Annotated in this window: 16 protein-coding genes; 4 read left to right on the top strand and 12 right to left on the bottom strand. The window is 67.0% G+C overall.

The annotated features are described in order from the left end of the window. Window positions 1-1419 (top strand): serine/threonine-protein kinase, encoded by a 1419-nt coding sequence (locus KO481_RS29455; protein WP_215917445.1) that lies wholly within the window; start codon window positions 1-3, stop codon window positions 1417-1419. A 1179-nt stretch (window positions 1420-2598) separates the two neighbouring features. Here KO481_RS29455 and KO481_RS44095 read toward each other — a convergent pair. Next, a complete protein-coding gene (locus tag KO481_RS44095; RefSeq protein ID WP_281066083.1) occupies window positions 2599-2733 on the bottom strand; it encodes a hypothetical protein in 135 nt (44 codons plus the stop codon). Between the two features lie 115 nt (window positions 2734-2848). On the opposite strand from KO481_RS44095, the gene KO481_RS29450 reads away from it, so the two are divergent. Next, a complete protein-coding gene (locus KO481_RS29450; RefSeq protein ID WP_215917446.1) occupies window positions 2849-3724 on the top strand; it encodes an NAD-dependent epimerase/dehydratase family protein in 876 nt (291 codons plus the stop codon). Between the two features lie 194 nt (window positions 3725-3918). Here the strand turns inward: KO481_RS29450 and KO481_RS29445 are convergent, their stop codons facing one another. Together KO481_RS29445 and KO481_RS29440 are read right to left on the bottom strand one after the other, a co-directional pair. Beyond that, complete coding sequence (locus tag KO481_RS29445) at window positions 3919-5283, bottom strand: carotenoid oxygenase family protein (protein ID WP_215917447.1); 1365 nt, start codon at window positions 5281-5283, stop codon at window positions 3919-3921. 91 nt (window positions 5284-5374) lie between these two features. After that, on the bottom strand, window positions 5375-5932 hold the full coding sequence (locus KO481_RS29440; RefSeq protein ID WP_215917448.1) for a hypothetical protein: 558 nt from the start codon (window positions 5930-5932) through the stop codon (window positions 5375-5377). A 284-nt stretch (window positions 5933-6216) separates the two neighbouring features. On the opposite strand from KO481_RS29440, the gene KO481_RS29435 reads away from it, so the two are divergent. Beyond that, entirely contained in the window at window positions 6217-6768 is a 552-nt protein-coding gene (locus KO481_RS29435; protein ID WP_215917449.1) for a PadR family transcriptional regulator, read from the top strand. A 152-nt stretch (window positions 6769-6920) separates the two neighbouring features. Here the strand turns inward: KO481_RS29435 and KO481_RS29430 are convergent, their stop codons facing one another. Further along, window positions 6921-7181, bottom strand: coding sequence for a transglycosylase family protein (locus tag KO481_RS29430; protein ID WP_215917873.1), 261 nt, complete (start codon window positions 7179-7181; stop codon window positions 6921-6923). A 327-nt stretch (window positions 7182-7508) separates the two neighbouring features. Between KO481_RS29430 and KO481_RS29425 the strand changes: the two genes are divergently transcribed. Further along, the gene (locus tag KO481_RS29425; protein WP_215917450.1) at window positions 7509-7865 is read left to right on the top strand and encodes a hypothetical protein; all 357 of its coding nucleotides are present in this window, start codon (window positions 7509-7511) and stop codon (window positions 7863-7865) included. Between the two features lie 42 nt (window positions 7866-7907). Here the strand turns inward: KO481_RS29425 and KO481_RS29420 are convergent, their stop codons facing one another. The 8 genes from KO481_RS29420 to KO481_RS44465 form a co-directional block, all read right to left on the bottom strand. After that, complete coding sequence (locus KO481_RS29420) at window positions 7908-9470, bottom strand: sulfatase family protein (RefSeq protein ID WP_215917451.1); 1563 nt, start codon at window positions 9468-9470, stop codon at window positions 7908-7910. Beyond that, window positions 9467-11683 carry a glycoside hydrolase family 3 N-terminal domain-containing protein gene (locus KO481_RS29415; RefSeq protein ID WP_308166587.1) on the bottom strand — a complete coding sequence of 739 codons (2217 nt, stop codon included), beginning with the start codon at window positions 11681-11683 and terminating at the stop codon, window positions 9467-9469. The genes KO481_RS29420 and KO481_RS29415 overlap by 4 nt, the downstream gene beginning before the upstream one ends. A gap of 30 nt (window positions 11684-11713) precedes the next feature. After that, on the bottom strand, window positions 11714-12937 hold the full coding sequence (locus tag KO481_RS29410) for an MFS transporter (protein WP_215917453.1): 1224 nt from the start codon (window positions 12935-12937) through the stop codon (window positions 11714-11716). Continuing rightward, window positions 12934-15936: a glycoside hydrolase family 2 TIM barrel-domain containing protein gene (locus KO481_RS29405; protein ID WP_215917454.1), complete on the bottom strand. Its 3003-nt coding sequence runs from the start codon at window positions 15934-15936 to the stop codon at window positions 12934-12936. The genes KO481_RS29410 and KO481_RS29405 overlap by 4 nt, the downstream gene beginning before the upstream one ends. A gap of 126 nt (window positions 15937-16062) precedes the next feature. Then, complete coding sequence (locus tag KO481_RS29400) at window positions 16063-16704, bottom strand: TetR/AcrR family transcriptional regulator (RefSeq protein ID WP_215917455.1); 642 nt, start codon at window positions 16702-16704, stop codon at window positions 16063-16065. Window positions 16705-16847: 143 nt separating this feature from the next. After that, complete coding sequence (locus tag KO481_RS29395) at window positions 16848-17543, bottom strand: DUF8020 domain-containing protein (RefSeq protein ID WP_215917456.1); 696 nt, start codon at window positions 17541-17543, stop codon at window positions 16848-16850. A 196-nt stretch (window positions 17544-17739) separates the two neighbouring features. Then, the gene (locus KO481_RS29390; RefSeq protein WP_215917457.1) at window positions 17740-17919 is read right to left on the bottom strand and encodes a hypothetical protein; all 180 of its coding nucleotides are present in this window, start codon (window positions 17917-17919) and stop codon (window positions 17740-17742) included. Window positions 17920-18007: 88 nt separating this feature from the next. After that, window positions 18008-18469 (bottom strand): family 20 glycosylhydrolase, encoded by a 462-nt coding sequence (locus tag KO481_RS44465; RefSeq protein ID WP_308166813.1) that lies wholly within the window; start codon window positions 18467-18469, stop codon window positions 18008-18010. Window positions 18470-18484: the final 15 nt, after the last annotated feature.

The following is an 18484-nucleotide window of genomic DNA, read 5'->3' as shown; positions in this document are numbered from 1 at the left end:
ATGTCGGCGCTGGGACGACCGGGCTGGATGCTCTCCGGCCGCTACCGGTTGATCGAAAAGCTGGGCAGTGGTGGGTTCGGGACCGTGTGGAGAGCGCGCGACGAGCAGGCGCAGGTCGAGGTCGCGGTGAAGGAAGTGCTGCTCCCGCAGGCCGAATCGAGCACGGAGCACGCCGAGCGAGTCGCGCGCGCCGAACGGGAGGCCCGCAATGCCGCTCGGCTGAGCGATCATCCGAATATCGTCGGCGTCGTCGATGTCGTCACCGACGGCGTGACGCCCTGGATCGTCATGCCCCTGGTGTCCGGCCGATCGCTGAAGCAGCGACTCGACGGCGACGGGCGGATGGCCGTCGCGGAAGTCACCACCGTCGCCGCCGCCATGTTGCGGGCCCTGCGGGCCGCGCACGATGCCGGCGTGGTCCACCGCGATGTCAAGCCGGGCAATATCCTGCTCGCCACCGGTGGCGAGGTGCTGCTCACGGATTTCGGGACCGCCCGCCACCATTCCGATCACACGCTGACCGCCAAGGAGACGCTTATCGGTTCGTTCGAGTACATGGCCCCCGAACGCATCGACGGGGAAGGCACACTGGCTGGTGACCTGTACTCCCTCGGTGTCACGCTTTACCACGCGGTGGAAGGGGTCTCCCCGTTTCGCCGCGACACCATTCACGGAACGATGAAAGCGGTGATGTTCGGTACGGCTGACCCGCCCGCGCGTGCCGGACGACTCCTGCCGCTCATCACGCGGCTGATGGACAAACAGCCGGAGCTACGCCCCTCCATCCCCCAGGCGTTGACACTGCTCGAGTCCCGGACGCCTCCGGATCTCCCACCGAAACAGGAAATCCCCAAGAGAAATTCACGATCATCGGGAGCCCGCCGTAGGCGTGGCGAGGTCGGCCAGCTGCTGGCCCGTGCCCGCGATCATCAGAAGCGCGGCGATATAGGTGAAGCCGAACGGCTGCTCCGCCAGGCCGCGGCGATGAACGACGCCGTCGCCATATCCTTCCTGGCTCGACTCCTCGAAAAGCGAGGCGCCCGAGCCGAAGCCGAACGCTGGCACCGGCAGGCCGCCGAGAGCGGCGAAACGCTCTCGATGCTCACCCTGGGCCACATGTGCATGAAGGCGGGTGATCTCAGCCAGGCCGCCTACTGGTACCGACGCTACGTCGACCACGGCCACATCCTCGGAAAGGTCCATCTGGCAACGGTTCACGAGGCGCGGGGCGAGGACGACCGCGCTGAGCACCTCTACCGCGAGGTGGAACAGGACGGCGACATGGTCGCCCTGAAAGCCCTGGGCGACCAATGGAAATCCCTGGGGCGCACGGACGCCGCCGAACGCGTGTACCGCAAATCCGCTCGAGCCGGCTACGCCCCCGCGCAGGCGGCCCTGGAAAGCCTGCCCCGGCGCTAGCCCACCCGGCCCTCGTGATCGCTGCGTTGTTGCTGTCTGGATCATCCCTTTCTGTTATGGCACGCCGGACGACTCGCCAGCGGGTTAGCGGAATTGGGTGGACGATGGGTAGCGTGGCGTTCACCGTCGCGAGATCGGGTGGAAGACATACGAGTTGGCCCGCGACGGTGGCGGCCTCGTCCGAGTCGCTCCCTCAGCACGCAACCGCTGAGGCGACCGGCGGGGCCGCCGGACGGGCGGGGCGCGGTCCACACGAGAGCAATTCGGATTGCCAGGTAAACGAAAGGATCCTGATGGCGCGGGACGCGGCGGCGTCGTTGCTGGTGGCAACGATCCAGGCTCGGTACGGCTCACTGGATGCGTTCTGCGCGCGCCTACGAGGCAGCGTCGCGAATCCGACCGACGAATTACGACGTTTTACCGGGGACTGGAGCCGGGCAGGGGCGGCCGGGGACGGCGGCAGACATCGAAGGCAGCCACGATCGGATGATCTTGCACCTGTGACGTTGCTGCGCGCGGATACCCGCTAGGCCTCCGGCCACGGCGCCGACCAGCATCTCGGTGAGAAGGACGGGAGCGTGCAGCGCACTCGGTTGCCCGTTTCACCACAGTTGCCCGTTTCACCACAGTCGGATCGAGGTGAGTGGGATGCTGAGCAGTAGTTATACCCAGGCCGGTCATTCGGTTCGACATCCCGTTCGTGAGACAACTCGCAGGAAGGGTGAGGGCAATGAAGGATGAAGGTCAGGGACGCGGTGAAGCCGCGAGGATCAACCCTCTTTCCAGGCGCACCTACGGTCGATACATGGGGGATCGCAACCGACGTGCCGGTAGCTTCATAGTCGCCGATTTCATGCCGGATTCAGCGTCATACGGCCATGCGAAACTATTGGTGCTGCCGCGGGTCGTTTCCCTCACGCCTGTCGTCTCCCCCGGCGATGCTCCGGCCCGGATCTTGGCGTACGTACCAGCGAACTTCAACAAGCCGCTGCGCGTAGGGGATTTGGTCATGACCCGCGCCTCCAAACACGGCGCACACAAGGGGCTGCCAGGAGTCGGACTTCGTGTCGCGAAAAGGGCGCGGCGGCCGAAGCCTAGGTAATGCGGCCGGGCCGCCGGGCGCTGATTTCAGGCCTCCGCGGCGCTCTGTTCAGGCCGAGCCGGCTGCACACCGGCCGCCTAGTTGTGATTGTGCAAGGCGCGGTAGGCGAGGAAGTACACGCACGGTTGGGTTCCCCAGGTGGCCAGTGCCTGCTCGACCACGGACACCGGGCTGTCAGTCGCTGACAGTGCCGTCTCAGCGGGTGCGGCCATCCTTGATCCCGCCCATCCGGATGGAAGCCACGAGTCTCGAGCGGCAGCCCGTGTCCGGGACGCCATCGCTCCGGCCACGTCCGATCGTCCGTTCGCTACTAAGGGTGCGAGAATCATGCGTGTATTGATCGCCGGGGCTACCGGCTATCTGGGTTCCGTTGTCGCGGAACGACTGTCGAATGCGGGGCACGACGTCGTGGCTCTGGTGCGGCCCGGCCGCGCGGCGCCGGCCCACGGCTACGAACAGCGGACCGGCGATCTCACCGACCCGGACTCCCTCGCCACAGCGGTGACACCCGACATCGGCGCGGTGATCCACGCGGGTGTGCCGACCGGGGATGCCGCCGTGGATGCCGCGGCCGTCGACGCTTTGAGTGAGCCGCTGCACGGAACCGGACGGCCCTTCGTCTACACCAGCGGCGTCTGGGTATTGGGTGCCACGGGGCACGAGACTGCGGACGAACACTTCCCGGTCAACCCGATCCCGATCGTGGGCTACCGGCCCGGGATCGAGCAACGAGTGCTCGACCTCGCCGCGGCGGGCGTGCGCTCGACGGTGATCCGGCCCGGCATCATCCACGGCCGGGGCGGGGGAATCCCCGCGCTGCTGATCGACCTGGCCCGCAAACACGGTGCTCCGCTGATGATCGGGGACGCGACCGTGAGGTGGCCGATGGTCCACATCGAGGATCTCGGGGATCTGTTCCGCGAGGTTGTCGAGCATGCACCGGCCCGAACGATGTGGCACGGTGTCACCCAGTCCGCGGTTCCCGTCCGGGAATTGACCGCAGCGGCGGGCGCAGCGGCGGGCGTGCTGACCGCGCCGACGGTCTGGCCGTTGAGCGAGGCCAGGGCCGAACTGGGCGGGGCGTTCGCGGACGCGCTGGCCCTGGACCAATCGGTCAGCGGCGAGGCGGCGCGTGAGCGATTCGGCTGGCGGCCCCACGGCCTCGACGCCATTACCGATCTGCGCAGCGGCTCCTACCGCTGACACGTCCATGCCTCACCAGCAAGTGCCCCCTGCGCGGATCGGTCGACGGCCCGCCGGTCCGTGACGGATCAAACCGTTGGGGCGGCGGGTACAGCGGCGTCGCACAGCGGTCGGAGCCACCATGGCCAAGTCGAACGATCGGCTTGCGGGCCGGGTGGCCGCAAGCCGATCACTGTCGGTGAGTGTCGCCGCAGCTAGGCGGCGTGGCCGCCGGAGATCAGTGCGGGGTTGTCGGGGAGCCAGTTGCCGTGGAATCCGGCGGGCACGCGCCGCGGCAGGTGGATCTCGGCGACCGGACCCGCCGCGATGTCGTCGGCGTCCAGGATGACCAGGTCGCTGCGGTCGGTTGCCGCGTCGTACACATAGGTGAGCAGCCAGCCGGGTCCGCCGGGGTTGTCGTCGGCGGGGGCGAAGGCGGCCTCTCCTGGGTTCCGCCCCTGCGGGAACACGTAACTGGTCGCGGTGTCCGAGTGCAGGTCGTAGCGGTGCAGGGCGCCCGCCCTGGCGTGTTCGCCGGACACCGCTCCGGTGGTGGTGTGTCCGTGCCGGGCGGGCAGGCCGGCGAGCCGGTCGTCGATGCGGGGGAATTCGGTGGGGCGGTCGTCGATTTGGTGTTCGGTGACCGTGCCGGCGGCGAGATCGATGGTCCAGCGCCATAGTTCGCCTCGCCCGCCCAGGGCGACGCCGTCGCCGAGGTGGTCGTAGCGCACCACGTGCAGGGTCAGGATCTGCCCGGTGGGGTCTTCGTGTGCGTTGAGGCTGTGGAATACGTAGCAGGGTTCGATGTCGAACCACCGCACCGGGGTTTCGGGGTGCGCGCGGTCCAGGACGCCGAGGCGTGCGCCGTAGTCGGGGTTCCAGCTGAACGGCATTCCCGGTGATTGCGCCCGCACCGGGTCGAACACCATCGGAAGGTCCATGAAGACGACGTGCCGGGAGGTGAGGTGGAAGTCGTGCATCATCGTCGGGGCGGTGACCTCGATTGGCCTGCTGTACACGAGATTGCCGGTGGCGTCGGCGCGGTGGTAGGTCAGGTAGGGGCGTTGGTGTGCACCGTATCCGAAGAAGTGCAGCTCGCCGGTGCGAGGGCAGATCTTGGGGTGGGCCGTCATCGCGGTCTGCAAGCGGCCGTCGAAGTCGTAGGCGCCGAGGGTGTCGAGTTCACGGCCGGCCCGCATATCGAGTTCGTACGGTAGCGCCGCTTCCACGAGTGCGAAGGTGTGTCCGGCGTGCCGCACGACGTGGGTGTTGGCGACCCCGGCGGTCAGGTCGGGGGAGTCGATGCCGTTGTCGCCCAGTATTTCTCCGGTGAATCTGGTGGTCCGGACCCACCGGTTGCGGTAGGCCACGGCGCGGCCGGCTTCGAGCCGGACGCCGTGGACCATGCCGTCGCCGACGAACCAGTGTGCCGAGCTTCCGGTGCGCGGGTTGGGGCCGTTGCGCAGGTACCAGCCGGTCAATTCGGGTGGGATGGCGCCGGTGACCGGCAGTTCGGTCGCGCTGATCTCGGTGGGAACGGGGGCGAAGTTGCCGAGTAGATGGGGAACCAGGCTGTTCATGACGGGCACATCCTTGATCTGAGTGTGTATGCGGCGCAGCGCAATTCGGGTTGGATGGTGCGGCCGGCGCGGGCGGTGCGAACGGCCGGGCCTAGGCGGCGGACGGGTTCGTGCGCCGCGCCACGGCCTGCATGTGCGCGCTGTAGCGGACGGTGAAGGTGGCCGGGATCGCGAACGCGGCGACCTGGACCGCGATCCGTGGCCCGTCGGAGTGCGCCAGCACCGCCAGCGCGATGCACCCGATGGTGAAGCTGGCGGTCCACACGGCGGTGATGAGGTAGTTGGCGCGGAGGAATCCCGGGTTCGACCACAGCTCCGGCGGCGTCGACTGCTTGGCGATCGGCAGGGTGAACGGCATGCGCAGGGCCATCGAGGTCCCCGCGACCAGCATCAGGACACCGCTGGAGATCGCCGGCGAGTACGGATGCAGCGGCGTGTTCGGGTCCGCGAACCCAACGATCGTCAGCGCGATGAAGAACACGCCCGTGCCCAGGTCGATGACCATTCCGGTGATACCCCGGCCGGCCCGGACCAGACGGGTGATCTCGATCAGCGACAGGCACATGCCGATCAGTGCGGCCCACTTCCAGTAGTGGTCCGGCACGACCGCGTACACGATCCAGGGGGCGAAGGTGCGCAGGTAGGACATGACGAGCTGACTCCTAGATATTCCAACATGGACATGTTGTTCACGGATATTCCGGTACCGGAATATGAGTTCATCATGATACTTCGGCTACGACATGTCAACACCGCAATGTAGGGTGATGGCCATGAACGGAGCGCAGCGGAGCGGGCCATCGACACAGCGCGCCAGGCGCACGACGGAGCCGAGCGCCAGCGGGGTGGAGTCGTGAACGGAGCGAAGCGGAGCGAACCATCAACACAGCGCGCCAGGCGCACGACGGAGCCGAGCGCCAGCGAGGTGGAGTCGTGAGCCTCAGGCATGCCCTGCTGGGCCTGCTGGCCGACCAACCGGCCAGCGGCTACGACCTGCTGCAGCGGTTCGCCCGCTCGCTCGACAACGTGTGGTCGGCCTCGCAGACCCAGGTGTACACGGAGCTGACGAAGCTGGCCGGGGAAGGTTTGATCACCGCGTCCGAGGAGGGGCCGCGCCGCCGCAAGGAATACGCACTCACCCCGGCGGGCGACGCCGAGCTCAGAAACTGGCTCGGCACAACCGAATCGAAAACACCCACGCGGAACGAGATGCTGCTGCGGATCTTCTTCCTCGGCATCCTTCCCCAGCAACAGGCCCTGGACCACATGGCCACCGTCCAAGAACGCTCACGCGCCGGAGGGCAAGCGCTTGCCGCACTGGAGCAAACCACCGAATGGGACGACGACGACTTCTCCGAATACGGACATATCGCCCTCGAATGGGGCAAACGGTACTGCGCGATGACCGAGGAGTGGGCCCAGTGGGCCCAGGAGCAGATCATCGCACGCCGACCGAGAGAATCCGGGAGAGAAACAACGGGCTGAAACGGTCGCTGCTTGCCCCGTGACAATCACGGCGCTCATGCCGCCAGGGCTACGCCGATCCCTCGGCATTCCCGGCGGCCCATACCGTCGACGGAATATCGGTGATTACCGGGGCTGCGAACGGCAATAGCCCTTGCGGATTACGATAGGCGTCACAGGTATGCCCCGCACGCCGGCCACGCACCGCGGCCGTGGGTGGCCAGGACATTCTCGGCGATACGGATTTGTTCGGCGCGGCTGGCTTGTGCGGGTGACCCGCTGCCGCCGGCGGCTGCCCAAGTGCCTTGGGTGAACTGCAGGCCACCGTAGTAGCCGTTGCCGGTGTCAGCGCTCCAGTTCCCGCCGCTTTCGCACGCGGCGACCGCGTCCCAATCGTGGCCATCGGGCTGGGCATGAGCAGCAGGCCCGCTCATCACCGAGATAGCGGTGATCGCGGCGGTGGCACTGAGAAAACGGATGTTCACAATGCGCGGGTGATACACGGAAATCTCCTTCCATGATCTGCCGACCCCGACCGATGAAATGCCCGCTGCAATAAGCGGGTATCGCCGGGGATTTCGCGAACCGTGGCATGGAAATGTCGGGAAATATCAAATGCGCGCACGCGACGTATCAGCACGCAGGGGGGCGGATACCTGACGCGCTGTCGAGGCAACTTCGGTCACAATCGCACAGCATGCACCAGTCGACGGTGTCTGATTGCAGAGGCAGAACCGAGTCTTTCGACTGCATCGAGATCAATGGATCCGGGCAGGAGCAGGAACGAGGGAACCTCTCGCCCCTTTATTCACCGCGATCAGACGATACGCTGGAGCCGGCATATGCGCGGGATAATTTATTCAATCGAAACCATTCGATTCGACTACCTCATCCAGACGAAAGGTCTCCGCCCGAACCCCTTCGCGGGACCGGAAGCGCCCGGGATACCTCGGCCGGAAGAAGGGCGCTACCTGGCGTCGGGGTTTTTCTGCTGCTGGCCGCTGCAGCACTGGTCGATCGAGCAGCACGCCCGGGTGCGGGAACCCGGCACCTTCGCGGTGTGCGTCGGCTCGATCGTGAACGATCTCGGGCAATCCGTGGTCTTCGACGTCAGATGAGCAAATGCGTTGCGGGTGAGTAGTGCTCACCCGCAACGCATTTCAGTGGCTCGGCGCACTCACGTCGGTCATGGCGGACCATTTCCGGACCAGCTGCGCGGTGCGGGATTCGTGCGGGGCGTGCCAAGGGACCGGAACGTTCACGGCGGACAGGTTGGCTTCCATGTGCTCCGCCAGATGAGCCCGGCCGGTGTCGCGCAGGTGCTGCGCGTAGCGGTCGGGCTGGCTGTACAGGGTGGGCCCGACCTGGAGGGTCGATTGCATCGGATCGGGCAGGCAGCCGGGACGCCCCGCGACCTCGTCCCACCACTGCATCAGGTACGAGCGCAGGTGCGCGGCGAGTTCGGGCTCACGATCGATGAGATTGTCGGTCAGATACGGGTCGTCGGCGACGTGGAAGAGCTGTTCCCATTCGGTGCGGAAGGTGCCCGGGTGGTAGGTCCGGATGTAGAGATGGTCCGGTGTGCGCACTGCTCGCTGGTAGGTCATCGCGCCGTGCCCCAGCACCAGGTAGGGCCGTGACTCCAGATCTTCGCCGCGCAGGGCGGCGGCGAACGATTCTCCTTGCCAGCCAGCGGGTTTCGGAAGATCCAGCATCTCGCAGAGCGTCGGGGCGAGGTCGATGTTGTAGAGCAGCGCGTCATTGCGGCGCGAGTCCGCGGGGAGCCGGTCGGTGACGCCGGGCCAGTAGACGACCAGCGGCAGCCGGTGGACGGGTTCGCTGGCCATCCCGTGTTCGGCGTACATGCCCAGTTCGCCGAGGGATTCGCCGTGGTCGGCGCTGACGATGATCGCGGTGTCCTCGGCGATGCCGAGTTCTTCCAGGGTCGCCAGCAGCTGCCCGAAGTGGTGGTCCCAATAGGAGATCGCACCGTCGAAGCCGTTGATCAGGTGTTCGAAGTCGGCCCGGTCGGTGATGGCGTCGGGCATATTGTGCGGGACCGGGGACGTGCGGGCGCCCCACATCGAGTAGTTGAGGTCCAATGCGCTGCGCGGGCCGTAGATTTCGGCGTGGGCGGCGATGGTCTCGGCGTCGGGCCAGGCCTGAACGGGGCCGGATTCGGCCATCTTCTCGGTCCACTCGACCGGCTGGGTGTAGTTGGTGTGCGGTTCCCAGTACGTCAGGTGCAGGTACCAGTTGTCCTGGCTGGCGTGACGGTGCAGCCAATCGAAGGCCGCGCGGTTGATATCCGAGGCGTCCTCGTCGCCCCAGTTCGGGGTGGCCCTGATGGATTCGCGGAAGTTGCCGTGGAAGTAGTAGGCGCGGTGGCGTTCGGCGAATACCGAGATGGCGGTGGTGTGGTAGCCGCCGAACTGCAGGAGCTGACCCAGCAGGGGGCGGTCGGGTTCGGGACCGTGTCCGGCGTCGAGCCGGAATTGGGCGGCTGAGCCGAAGTGCCCGATCACCCCGTTGGTGATGCCGAACTGCCCGCTGGTCAAGGCCGTTCGTGACGGCATGCAGGGGGAGTCGGAACAGTAGTAGCGGTCGAAAACGACCGATTTGTCCGCCAGCCGTTGCAAATTCGGCGTGGTCGGGCGGTGATAGCCGTAGGGGGTGGTGTGATCGGCGCGCAGGGTGTCGACGTCGACGTAGATGATTCTCATGCGTTTCCTTCGTGTGCGGAGTTGACGATTTCGGCGAGCGCGGCGGCGTCGAACCCGACGTCGTGGATACGCCCGAGCCGGTTCAACGGCATGGCCAGCAGCGTCTCGTAGCGGCCACGGTCGAGGTCGGGATTGTCGAGCAGCACCCCGGCCCGCCCGCCCGCGCCCCGTGCCAGCACCGCCCGAATGCGCGGGCCCACATAGGGATCGGCGAGCCAGGCCGCGGTGGGCGCGGTGGCGTCGAGGGGACGGCGCAGCGGTTCGCCCGAGAGCCGGATGCGCTGCGCCAGCCGGATATCGGCACTGGACGCGGCGACCTGAATGACGAACTCGCCGCCTTCGACATGCCAATCGCTTTTGCCCGGATGCCAATAGGCGAAGGCTCGGCGATCCAGTTCCACCGTGACAGAACGGGATTCGCCGGGTTCGAGCGTAATCCGGGCGAATCCCTTCAGTTCATGCACCGGCCGCATCAACTCCGATTCCGGATCTGCGACAAAGACCTGGGCGATCTCGGCGGCGGTGACGTCGCCGGAATTTGTGATCGTGAAAGACACCGTGGCGGTCGTCTCGGCGGGGTCGACCGCCACCACCAGATCGGAATAGTCGAAACGGGTGTAGGTCAGGCCGTGCCCGAACGGGAAAGCGACTGGCAGACCACGGGTTTCGTACCAGCGGTACCCGATCAGAATCCCCTCGCGGTAGTCCACTGTGTGGCCGTCGCCGGGGAACGCGCCGTACGCAGGCTCGTGGCGCGGGTCGATCGGGAGCGTTTCGGCCAGCTTCCCGGAGGGTGAATGCCCGCCGCTCAGCAACTCTGCCAACGCGGAACCGCAGGCCTGTCCGCTCAGCCCGGTGAACAGGATCGCGTCCGCATGATCGGCGAAGGGCAGCGTCACCGCCGAACCTGCTTGCACCACAACGGTCAGCCGACCGGCCCGCCGGCGCGCCTCATCCAGAAACCGCGTCTGCTCAGCGGGCAGGTCGAGGGTCGTACGGTCGAAACCCTCCGATTCGGCGCTCTCGGGCAGCCCGGCGAAGACGATTGCCTCGGTCGCACCACTGACGGCGGACAAGGCCTCGGCGTCGTAGGCGGGGTAGTAGAGGATGCGCCGATTGGTGAAGGTCGCACACAACGCCTCCAGCGGTGTGTCCAACCTGGTGGGAACCACCCGGGAGCTACCCGCACCCTGATAGCGCGGTGACTCGGCGAAGGGCCCGACCACCACGAGCGGACCACCGGTCCCCGCCAACGGCAGCGCGCCCGAATTCTTCAGCAGCACAGCGGATTCACGCGCGGCCTCCCGCGCGAGCGCGTGATGGGCTTCGGGATCCACGACACTCGGGCCGGTCGCCGCATGTGCCCGATCCAGCAATGCGAGTACATGTGACGCCGCACGGTCCAGATCCGCGCGGTCCAACTCGCCGGAGCTCAGGGCCGCCAGCACCCGTGCGGGCCCGTCGGGACTGTGCGGCATCTCGAGGTCCAACCCCGCCGCGACACCGGCGGCCCGATCGTTGACGGCGAGCCAATCGGAGATGACCAGGCCCTCGAAATCCCATTCGTGCCGCAGCAGCTCGGTCAGCAACCAGTGATTCTCCGAGCAGTAGGTGTCGTTGATCCGGTTGTAGGAGCACATCACCGTCCACGGTGCCGCCTCGCGGATCACGGTTTCGAAGGCGGGAAAATAGATTTCGCGCAGGGTGCGCTCGTCCGCCTGCACCGACACCGTCATCCGGTGGTCTTCCTGGTTGTTGGCGGCGAAGTGTTTCACCGACGCGCCGACCCCACCCGACTGCAGGCCGCGAACATAGGCCGCGCCGAGTGCGCCGGCCACGTACGGATCTTCGGAGAAGTACTCGAAATTTCGGCCGCACAACGGACTTCGCTTCATGTTGATGCCCGGTCCCAGCAGCACCGATACGCCTTCGGCGCGTGCTTCCGCGGCCAGCGCCGCACCGACGCGTTCCATCAGTCCGGTGTCGAAACTCGACGCCAGCGCGGCTGCGGTAGGAAGGCAGGTCGCCGGTCTGGAGTCGGCGATGCCGAGATGATCCACCGCGCCGTCCTGCATCCGCAGGCCGTGCGGTCCGTCGGCGACGGTGATGCCTTCGATTCCCAGCCGGGGTACGCCGGCCAGTGTCCAGTACGACGCGCCGGTACACAGCGCGGCCTTCTCGGCATCGGTCAGTTCGCTGATTTTGGGATGCACGGTCGGGGATCTCCTTCTGGTGGAGGGCATTTACCGAACGGAACGCAGCGGCAGCAGGCACAGGGCGCCGACCAGGGCGAGCGCGCCGGCGAGCGGGAAGAACACCGCGTATCCGCCGGCGAACGCGATCGTGACACCGGCGATCGCCGGTGCCGCCGCATTGGCGAGGTGAGTGGACAGGTGCGCGATGCCGATGTACTGACCGGCGGAGTCCGTCGCGGGCAGCACGAGTGTGATCAGCGCTTCGTCGATGGCGCGAAAGGTGCCGTAGCCCAACGCGATCACCACGATGCAGACGACCACGGCCGGGATGGAGGTCGCGAATTCCGTCACGGTCAGGCCGACCGCCATCAACACCGCCGACCAGAAGACGAACGGCTTGCGCCTGCCCACCCGGTCCGACCACACGCCCGCGATCGCCAAGGCGATCACCACCGTCACCACACTGACCATCGAGACCAGCGGCAGCCGATGCAGGGCGCGGTCTCGGCCCAGGCCCAGATGGTCGGCGAGAATGTAGAGCAGGTAGCCGTTGACCATGAAAAAGCCGGTCAGCACGAACATTCTGCTGAGGAAGACCCACGCGAAGTCGGGGTGCTCGACCGGATTCACCCAGAGCGAGCGCAGGCTGAATTTCGGCCGGGGTGACGGCTCGGCGGGCGGTTCCGGATTCAGCCAGACGAATAGCCCGGCCGATCCGGCGACGATAATGGCGGCCACCGCATAGGGGAGCAGATAGCCGCCACCCACGAGCTTGGCAAATAGAATCTGGCCGCCGAGCGCACCGAGTGTCCCGCCGAGCCCGGCCGCCGCCGCGAACACACCGCGCGCGGACACGGGCACCCGATCGGGGAGCGCCGCCATGAGCGTGGCCTGGACCGCGGTCAAGGCCACCGTCGTCGCACACCAAGCGATCAGCAGACCGGTGTAGGTGTCGCTCGCCGACAAGGCCAGCAGCCCCGCGGCGGTCATGAGTGCGCCGCCCAGCACAAAGGGTGTCCGGCGGCCGAAGCGGCTGCGGGATCGATCCGACAGCACGCCCCACAGCGGCTGTGCGACGGCAACGAGCAGCGCCGCCACCGCCGTCGCGACGCCCAGCCGAATCTCCTTGTGCGCCGGGTCCATATCCTGGATCTGCAAGGCCATCAGCACGTGCGGCACCGAATTCACGACCAGCTGCAAACCGAAATTGGCGCCGCCGAGGGTGACCCCGAATCGGGCGCCCGGCCGGACGGGATCGGTGAGGGCGGTCATGACAGCGCTTCCTGGCCCAGTGCGAGATGCCATCTCCACGCGAAAATGCCTGGGCCTACTCGGAATTCGGGAAGCACATCGGGGCCGACGGAGGCCGAGCCGAGCCCGCGGTGCGCGATATCGCAATGCACGACCGTCGTTTCGCGGTGCGGGAGCTCCCATACATGCCGATGCGACCGCAGGTCCTCGATGGTGTTGCGGCCGACCGAGATCTGCATCGGTTGGTCGAAGGCGAGTGCCACCTGGTGCGCTCCCCGCAAACACAGCCAGCTGACCGAGCCACGACCGCCGTTCTCCTGCGGGCGCAGATAGGGGACCGGCATCTCGTCGACGGCAGCGTCCCACCGGCCGAGCAGTGCGGCGGCGCGGCGATCCGGATAGTTCTCGTGCGGCCCGTCGCCGAACCAGATGACCCGCTCGAATCCGGGCGTGAGCTGCAATTCGATTCCTACCCTGGGGAGTTCGGCGATCTTTTCGGGCACGGTGACGAGTTCGTCGAAGCGCAGCACGCCGTCGTCGAGCAGTGTGATCCGCTGGGTGTGGCCGATTTCGGCGCCGCCCGCGGTGAGGTATCTGGCGGCGATGGTCGCCGTCGTGTCGGTGCGCGCCACCTGGTCGCAGGTCCGGGTGACGGTGTCCAGTCCGGTGCGCAGCAATCGTCCTCGCACGAACCGGGACAGGTCGTTGTCGGTCGGCGCCCGCCACACGCACAGTTTCGGAGGGGTGGTCAGCAGTGGATGCCGCAGCAGGCCGACATCGTCGAGATCCAGCACCGGATTGGCGGAAGGTGCTGCGGGATAGGACGTTTGCTGCGGACGCACGACTACTTGGCGGACGTCGAGTTCGGTACCCGCGGCCGCCCAGACGGTGTCGGTGGCGGTGCGGACGTACAGATGCAGTGCGACCGTTCCGGCACCGATCAGATCGGCCGAGGTCGCGGTCGGCAGCTCGACGACTCCCTTCTCGCCCGGTGCCAGCGCCGGCATCGCAACGGTCCGCTCCGGGCCGGTTCCGGCTTCGGTCGCCACGGCGACGGTGACCGCGAGATCGCCGAGGTCGGCGAACGTGCGCTCGTTGCGGAGGGTGAGCCGCCCATCGAGCAGATCGGTGGTATCGGTGACGGACAGCGGACCGAAGATATGCCGAACCTCACGCATGGCGGGATGCGGTGTGCCATCGGGAAACAACAACCCGTCGATGCAGAACTCGCCGTCGTGCACGGCCTCACCGAAATCACCGCCGTAGCGATACCGGCCGTCCCCGTCCGGATCGAGACCGTGATCCCACAGCTCCCAGATGAAGCCGCCCTGGAGATAGGGTTCGCTGCGGATGGCCTCCCAGTAGGCGTCCAGCGAGCCGTTCGAATTGCCCATGGCGTGCTGGTATTCGCTCATGATGAGGGGTCGCCTCGTGTGCGGGTGCCGGGCGTAGATCCTCAATGCCTCGGGCGTCGGATACATCGGGCACACAATGTCTGTGGCCGAATGCCCCGCATGCCAGTCCCGCGCGATGGCGCCCTCGTAGTGCAGCGGACGCGTGGGGTCGGCGCTGCGGATCCACCCCGCGGCGGCATCGTGATTGGGGCCGTACCCCGATTCGTTGCCGAGGGACCAGGCGATCACGCTGGGATGGTTCTTGTCCCGCAACACCATTCGCGCCGCGCGATCGACGAAGGCGGGCAGGTAGCGCGCGTCGCCGCATAGGGTCGCGGCGTAGTCGTGGCATTCGATGTCGGCCTCGTCGAAGACGTAGAAGCCGTATTCGTCGGTCAGGTCCAGGAATTCCGGCTGTGGGGGATAGTGTGCGGTGCGGATGGCATTGATGTTGTGCCGCTTCAGCACTGCGAGTTCGCGTTCGAGATCGGCGCGAGTCAGCGTGCGGCCGGTGCGTGGGTGGAACTCGTGCCGGTTGACCCCGTGGATCCAGATGCGCTGCCCGTTGACCAGCAGGTTCCCGTCGCTGATCGCCACCCGCCGGAAGCCGACCCGCTGCGTGACCGTCTCGATGATCGTGTCGTCGGGTCCCCGCAAATTCACCACGACCTCGTACCGGACCGGGGTTTCGGCCGTCCACGGCCGCACATCCGGGAGCTCGGCTCGTACGGTGACGAGTCCGGCCGGACCCGGGAACAGCCGTGCGAGCAGCGCATCGGCCAGCGGTCGCAGTCCGGGCGCCATCGGCTGTCCCGCGATGGTGGCGCTATGCAGTCCGAACAGATCGACATCGTCCAGCTCCGGCGGCAGGCCCGCCGCGGAGGGGAGTTCGCGCGCCTGCCGCACCGGCACCTCCGCCCCCACCGTGGTCCCGGCGACGCGGACCTCGATCCGGTGCCCGGGGTCCAGGCGCCCATCGACCTGAACGGTCAGTTCGAGCGACCCGCCGGCGGTGTCGGCGTCGTAGTCGGCGACCGCGGTCAGATCGGCGATGTACGTGTCGCCGGTCGCGTAGAGATAGACATCGCGGGTGATCCCACCGTGCCACCACTGATCCTGATCTTCGAGATAACTTGCCGCGGACCATTTCACGACGGTGAGGATCAATTCGTTGGGTCCGGGCCGCAGCGCGCCGGTGAGGTCGAACTCGGCGGCCAGGCGGCTACCGGAGCTGGTCCCGATCCGGTGACCGTTCACCGACACCAGCAGCGTGCTCTCGGCGGCGCCGACGTTCAGCACGACACGATGGCTCGCCCATTGGGCAGGGAGTTCGAAGCTCCGGCGGTAGACGCCGGTGGGATTCGCCGGAGGCACGCGCGGCGGCGGTCCGTCGAACGGCATTGTGACATTGGTGTAGATCGGTGTGTCGCCGATGCCCTGCATGGTCCATGCGCCGGGGACGGTGAGGGTGGTCCACTCCGCCCCGATCGGAGACTCTGGGGTGGGTAGCAGCTGAAAGTCCCAGCGGCCGTTGAGATTCAGCCGATCGTCGTGGTCGACGGCATGAGCGCGCAACCGCCCGGTTCCGACGTGTTCGGGAATGAGCCAAGGGGATGCAACGGTCACAGATCGACCTTTCGAACGCGAGAGGGTGGCTTACTTAATGGTTAGTAGGTCAGTGGAGGTATGCGTCGCCCATGTGCTCCGTGCGGAGGGGGCGGTGCCGGATCTGCGCCGCCGGGCGCTGCGGTGCTAGTGCGGCGTCGTGGATTTATCCGATTCGGCTGGGCCGAGACCGAGTTCAGTCGCGAGGAGACGGGTGAAGGTCCGCATCCCAGTCACCATGTCGAATTCGGGATCTAGCAGCCATTGCTGCTCGAGTCCGAGGAAGGTTGCGATGACCAGCGACGCCAGTCCATCGATGTCCGCGTCCTCGGAAATGGAACCGTCTTCGCGGGCCCGGACGCCCAACTCGATGATGTCCGACCGCATGCGGGCCAGGCGAGCGCGCGACCACTCGGCGGCCGCCTCGGCGTCCGCGCCCGCCGTCAGGCCGCTGACGTGTGAGAGCCGGATGGCGTCGCGTTTATCGAGGTTGTGCTCGACGGTGTCGACCATGAAGTCCAGAGCCTGTCGAATGGTCAGGCCCTCGTAGCGGTTGCCGGTCCGCCCGTCGGCGTCTACACGGTCGCGTTCCTCGAGTACTGCGATGAGCAAGGACCGCTTGTCGGAGAAGTGGTGCAGCACACCGGGTTGTGACAACCCGACACGCTTGGCGATCAGGGCGATGGAAGTCCCGGCATAGCCCCGCTCCGCGAAGAGTTCCAAGGCGGCCTGCAGGATTCGTTGCCGAGTGAGGCGGCCGGTGTGATCGGCCACGAGCGTCCGCGCCACGGCGCACCTCTTTCCGGTTGGACAGGGTTCCGACTTTATCAACTTCGCACCATCCTTCCAACGCCTCCTGAGTATTCGGTAAGCCAGCGCGCCCGTGCTTCGGCCGAGGCACGGGCGCTGCTGTCCGAGGGCTTTCCGGTCGACTATCGCGCCGGAGTGGGGGCGGGCTGGTTGATGGTGGTGAAGTACTGCGCCGCCGCCATCAGCGCAATGGGTGTGGCGACGAACAGGGTGCCGGCGATGGCTCCGAGCGCGCTCAGCGCCATCATGCCGCCGAGGCAGCCGATCGCGGCCGCGGGCAGGAATGCGCCGAACAGGCCGATGATCGCCGCCGCGGCTACCGTCGCGCCCGCGATGCCGCCGAGCACGCAGCCGACGGCGGCGCCACCCACCGTTCCGGCGGCGGTGCCGATGCTCGCGCCCATCTGCAAGGTGGTGGCCAGGCGGTTCCAGGCTGTCTGCTCGCGCTCGTACTCGGACTTCCAGGGCGCCTGGTTCTCGAAAGGCAGTGCTACCGGCTGATATTGGGCGTGCTGCCGATCGAACAGCGGTGTCAGTCGCGCGGTGCGGCCGGTGATATCGGCCGTGATCGGGAAGACGAAATCGTCCACCCGGAAGGTGAGGTCGGTACCCGCGAGCACGGTGCCATCGGGTGCCTTGATCGTGAATCTGCCGCCGTCGGACGCCAGGGATCCGGCGTCGGTGGTGATCGTGGTAGCGGTTTCGCTCACCGTCGCGTGGTAGCCGACCTCGCCCGCGCCGGGTTCGGCGTGCGCGGTGGCGATGGTCGCGGTTGCCGTGGCGACCGCCGCCACCGTGAGAGTGATCGATTTCCTCATCGTTGTTTCCCTTGTTACTCGAATCCGCCGCAACGGACAGATGGATCGCGCGCTCTGCGGTCATGGCCGATTCGGTGTGCCGGGCGTCGCATATCCCGTTCACCGTGGCGCGCGTCACAAGCTTACTTAATGAACGGTAAGTACGCCAAGGGGTAACCGATGGGAAATCTTTCGAAGCCCTCGATGGGTCAGTGGTTCACCACTCCGCCAGCGATCCGTCGTCGGGCCGCCAGATCGGATTGCGCCAGCGCGGCGCCGACGCCGCCGCTCGCTCGACGGCGACCGGATCGATATCGATGCCGAGTCCCGGCGCGGTCGGCAGGCCCACATGGCCGTCTCGATAGCCGAACACCGAGGGGTCGGCGAGGTAGTCCATTAGACCGGAGCCGGTGTTGTAGTGGATGCCGAGACTCTGGGTGGCAGTCGGTCACTCACGGACCGTGGTGGCCCGCATGTGATGGCGATCAGGTCCAGGGAACCAGCGATGAGTCGAAGTACTGCCATCCCCGGTGCCGCCACCACCGGGAGTGACCGGCGAGGGCGGCGCGATAGTTCTCCCAGGAGACGGCCGAGTCGAGGGACCAGGCTCGGTCGGCGACTCCGGGCAGGCGCGGGAGCAGCAGGCGGCCGAGGTCGGCGAAGTCGGTGATCGTTTCCGCCCAGACCGCAGCCTCCACACCCGCGATATCGATGGCGTGCCCGGCGGCGATCGCGGCCGGATCCCATTCCCAGGACTGGCGAATCGTGCGCGCCTCCTGGCCAGGGTGGCCCAATCGCGACCACACCGCACTGGTCGTCCGTGGCTGTTCGGCGTATCGGCGATCCAGGTAGGCGAACGAGCTCGGCGAGAGAATGATCGAGGCGGCCTCACCGTTGGCCATCCGGGCGAGATCGTGCTCGGCGCGTTCGAACTCCCCAACGAGCAGGTCCAGGACCTCGGA

This window comes from Nocardia albiluteola (genome assembly GCF_018860155.1).
Lineage (GTDB): Bacteria > Actinomycetota > Actinomycetes > Mycobacteriales > Mycobacteriaceae > Nocardia > Nocardia albiluteola.
Note: the sequence above shows the minus strand (reverse complement) of the source record. Positions and strands in the feature narration are given on the sequence as shown.

Coding starts and splice junctions, on each gene's coding strand:
- KO481_RS29410 (WP_215917453.1), bottom strand. CDS start 12,937: ATGACCGCCCTCACCGATCCCGTCCGGCCGGGCGCCCGATTCGGGGTC.
- KO481_RS29450 (WP_215917446.1), top strand. CDS start 2,849: ATGCGTGTATTGATCGCCGGGGCTACCGGCTATCTGGGTTCCGTTGTC.
- KO481_RS44095 (WP_281066083.1), bottom strand. CDS start 2,733: ATGGCCGCACCCGCTGAGACGGCACTGTCAGCGACTGACAGCCCGGTG.
- KO481_RS29430 (WP_215917873.1), bottom strand. CDS start 7,181: ATGAGCGGGCCTGCTGCTCATGCCCAGCCCGATGGCCACGATTGGGAC.
- KO481_RS29440 (WP_215917448.1), bottom strand. CDS start 5,932: ATGTCCTACCTGCGCACCTTCGCCCCCTGGATCGTGTACGCGGTCGTG.
- KO481_RS29395 (WP_215917456.1), bottom strand. CDS start 17,543: ATGAGGAAATCGATCACTCTCACGGTGGCGGCGGTCGCCACGGCAACC.
- KO481_RS29455 (WP_215917445.1), top strand. CDS start 1: ATGTCGGCGCTGGGACGACCGGGCTGGATGCTCTCCGGCCGCTACCGG.
- KO481_RS29420 (WP_215917451.1), bottom strand. CDS start 9,470: ATGAGAATCATCTACGTCGACGTCGACACCCTGCGCGCCGATCACACC.
- KO481_RS29390 (WP_215917457.1), bottom strand. CDS start 17,919: ATGGACTACCTCGCCGACCCCTCGGTGTTCGGCTATCGAGACGGCCAT.
- KO481_RS29445 (WP_215917447.1), bottom strand. CDS start 5,283: ATGAACAGCCTGGTTCCCCATCTACTCGGCAACTTCGCCCCCGTTCCC.
- KO481_RS29425 (WP_215917450.1), top strand. CDS start 7,509: ATGGATCCGGGCAGGAGCAGGAACGAGGGAACCTCTCGCCCCTTTATT.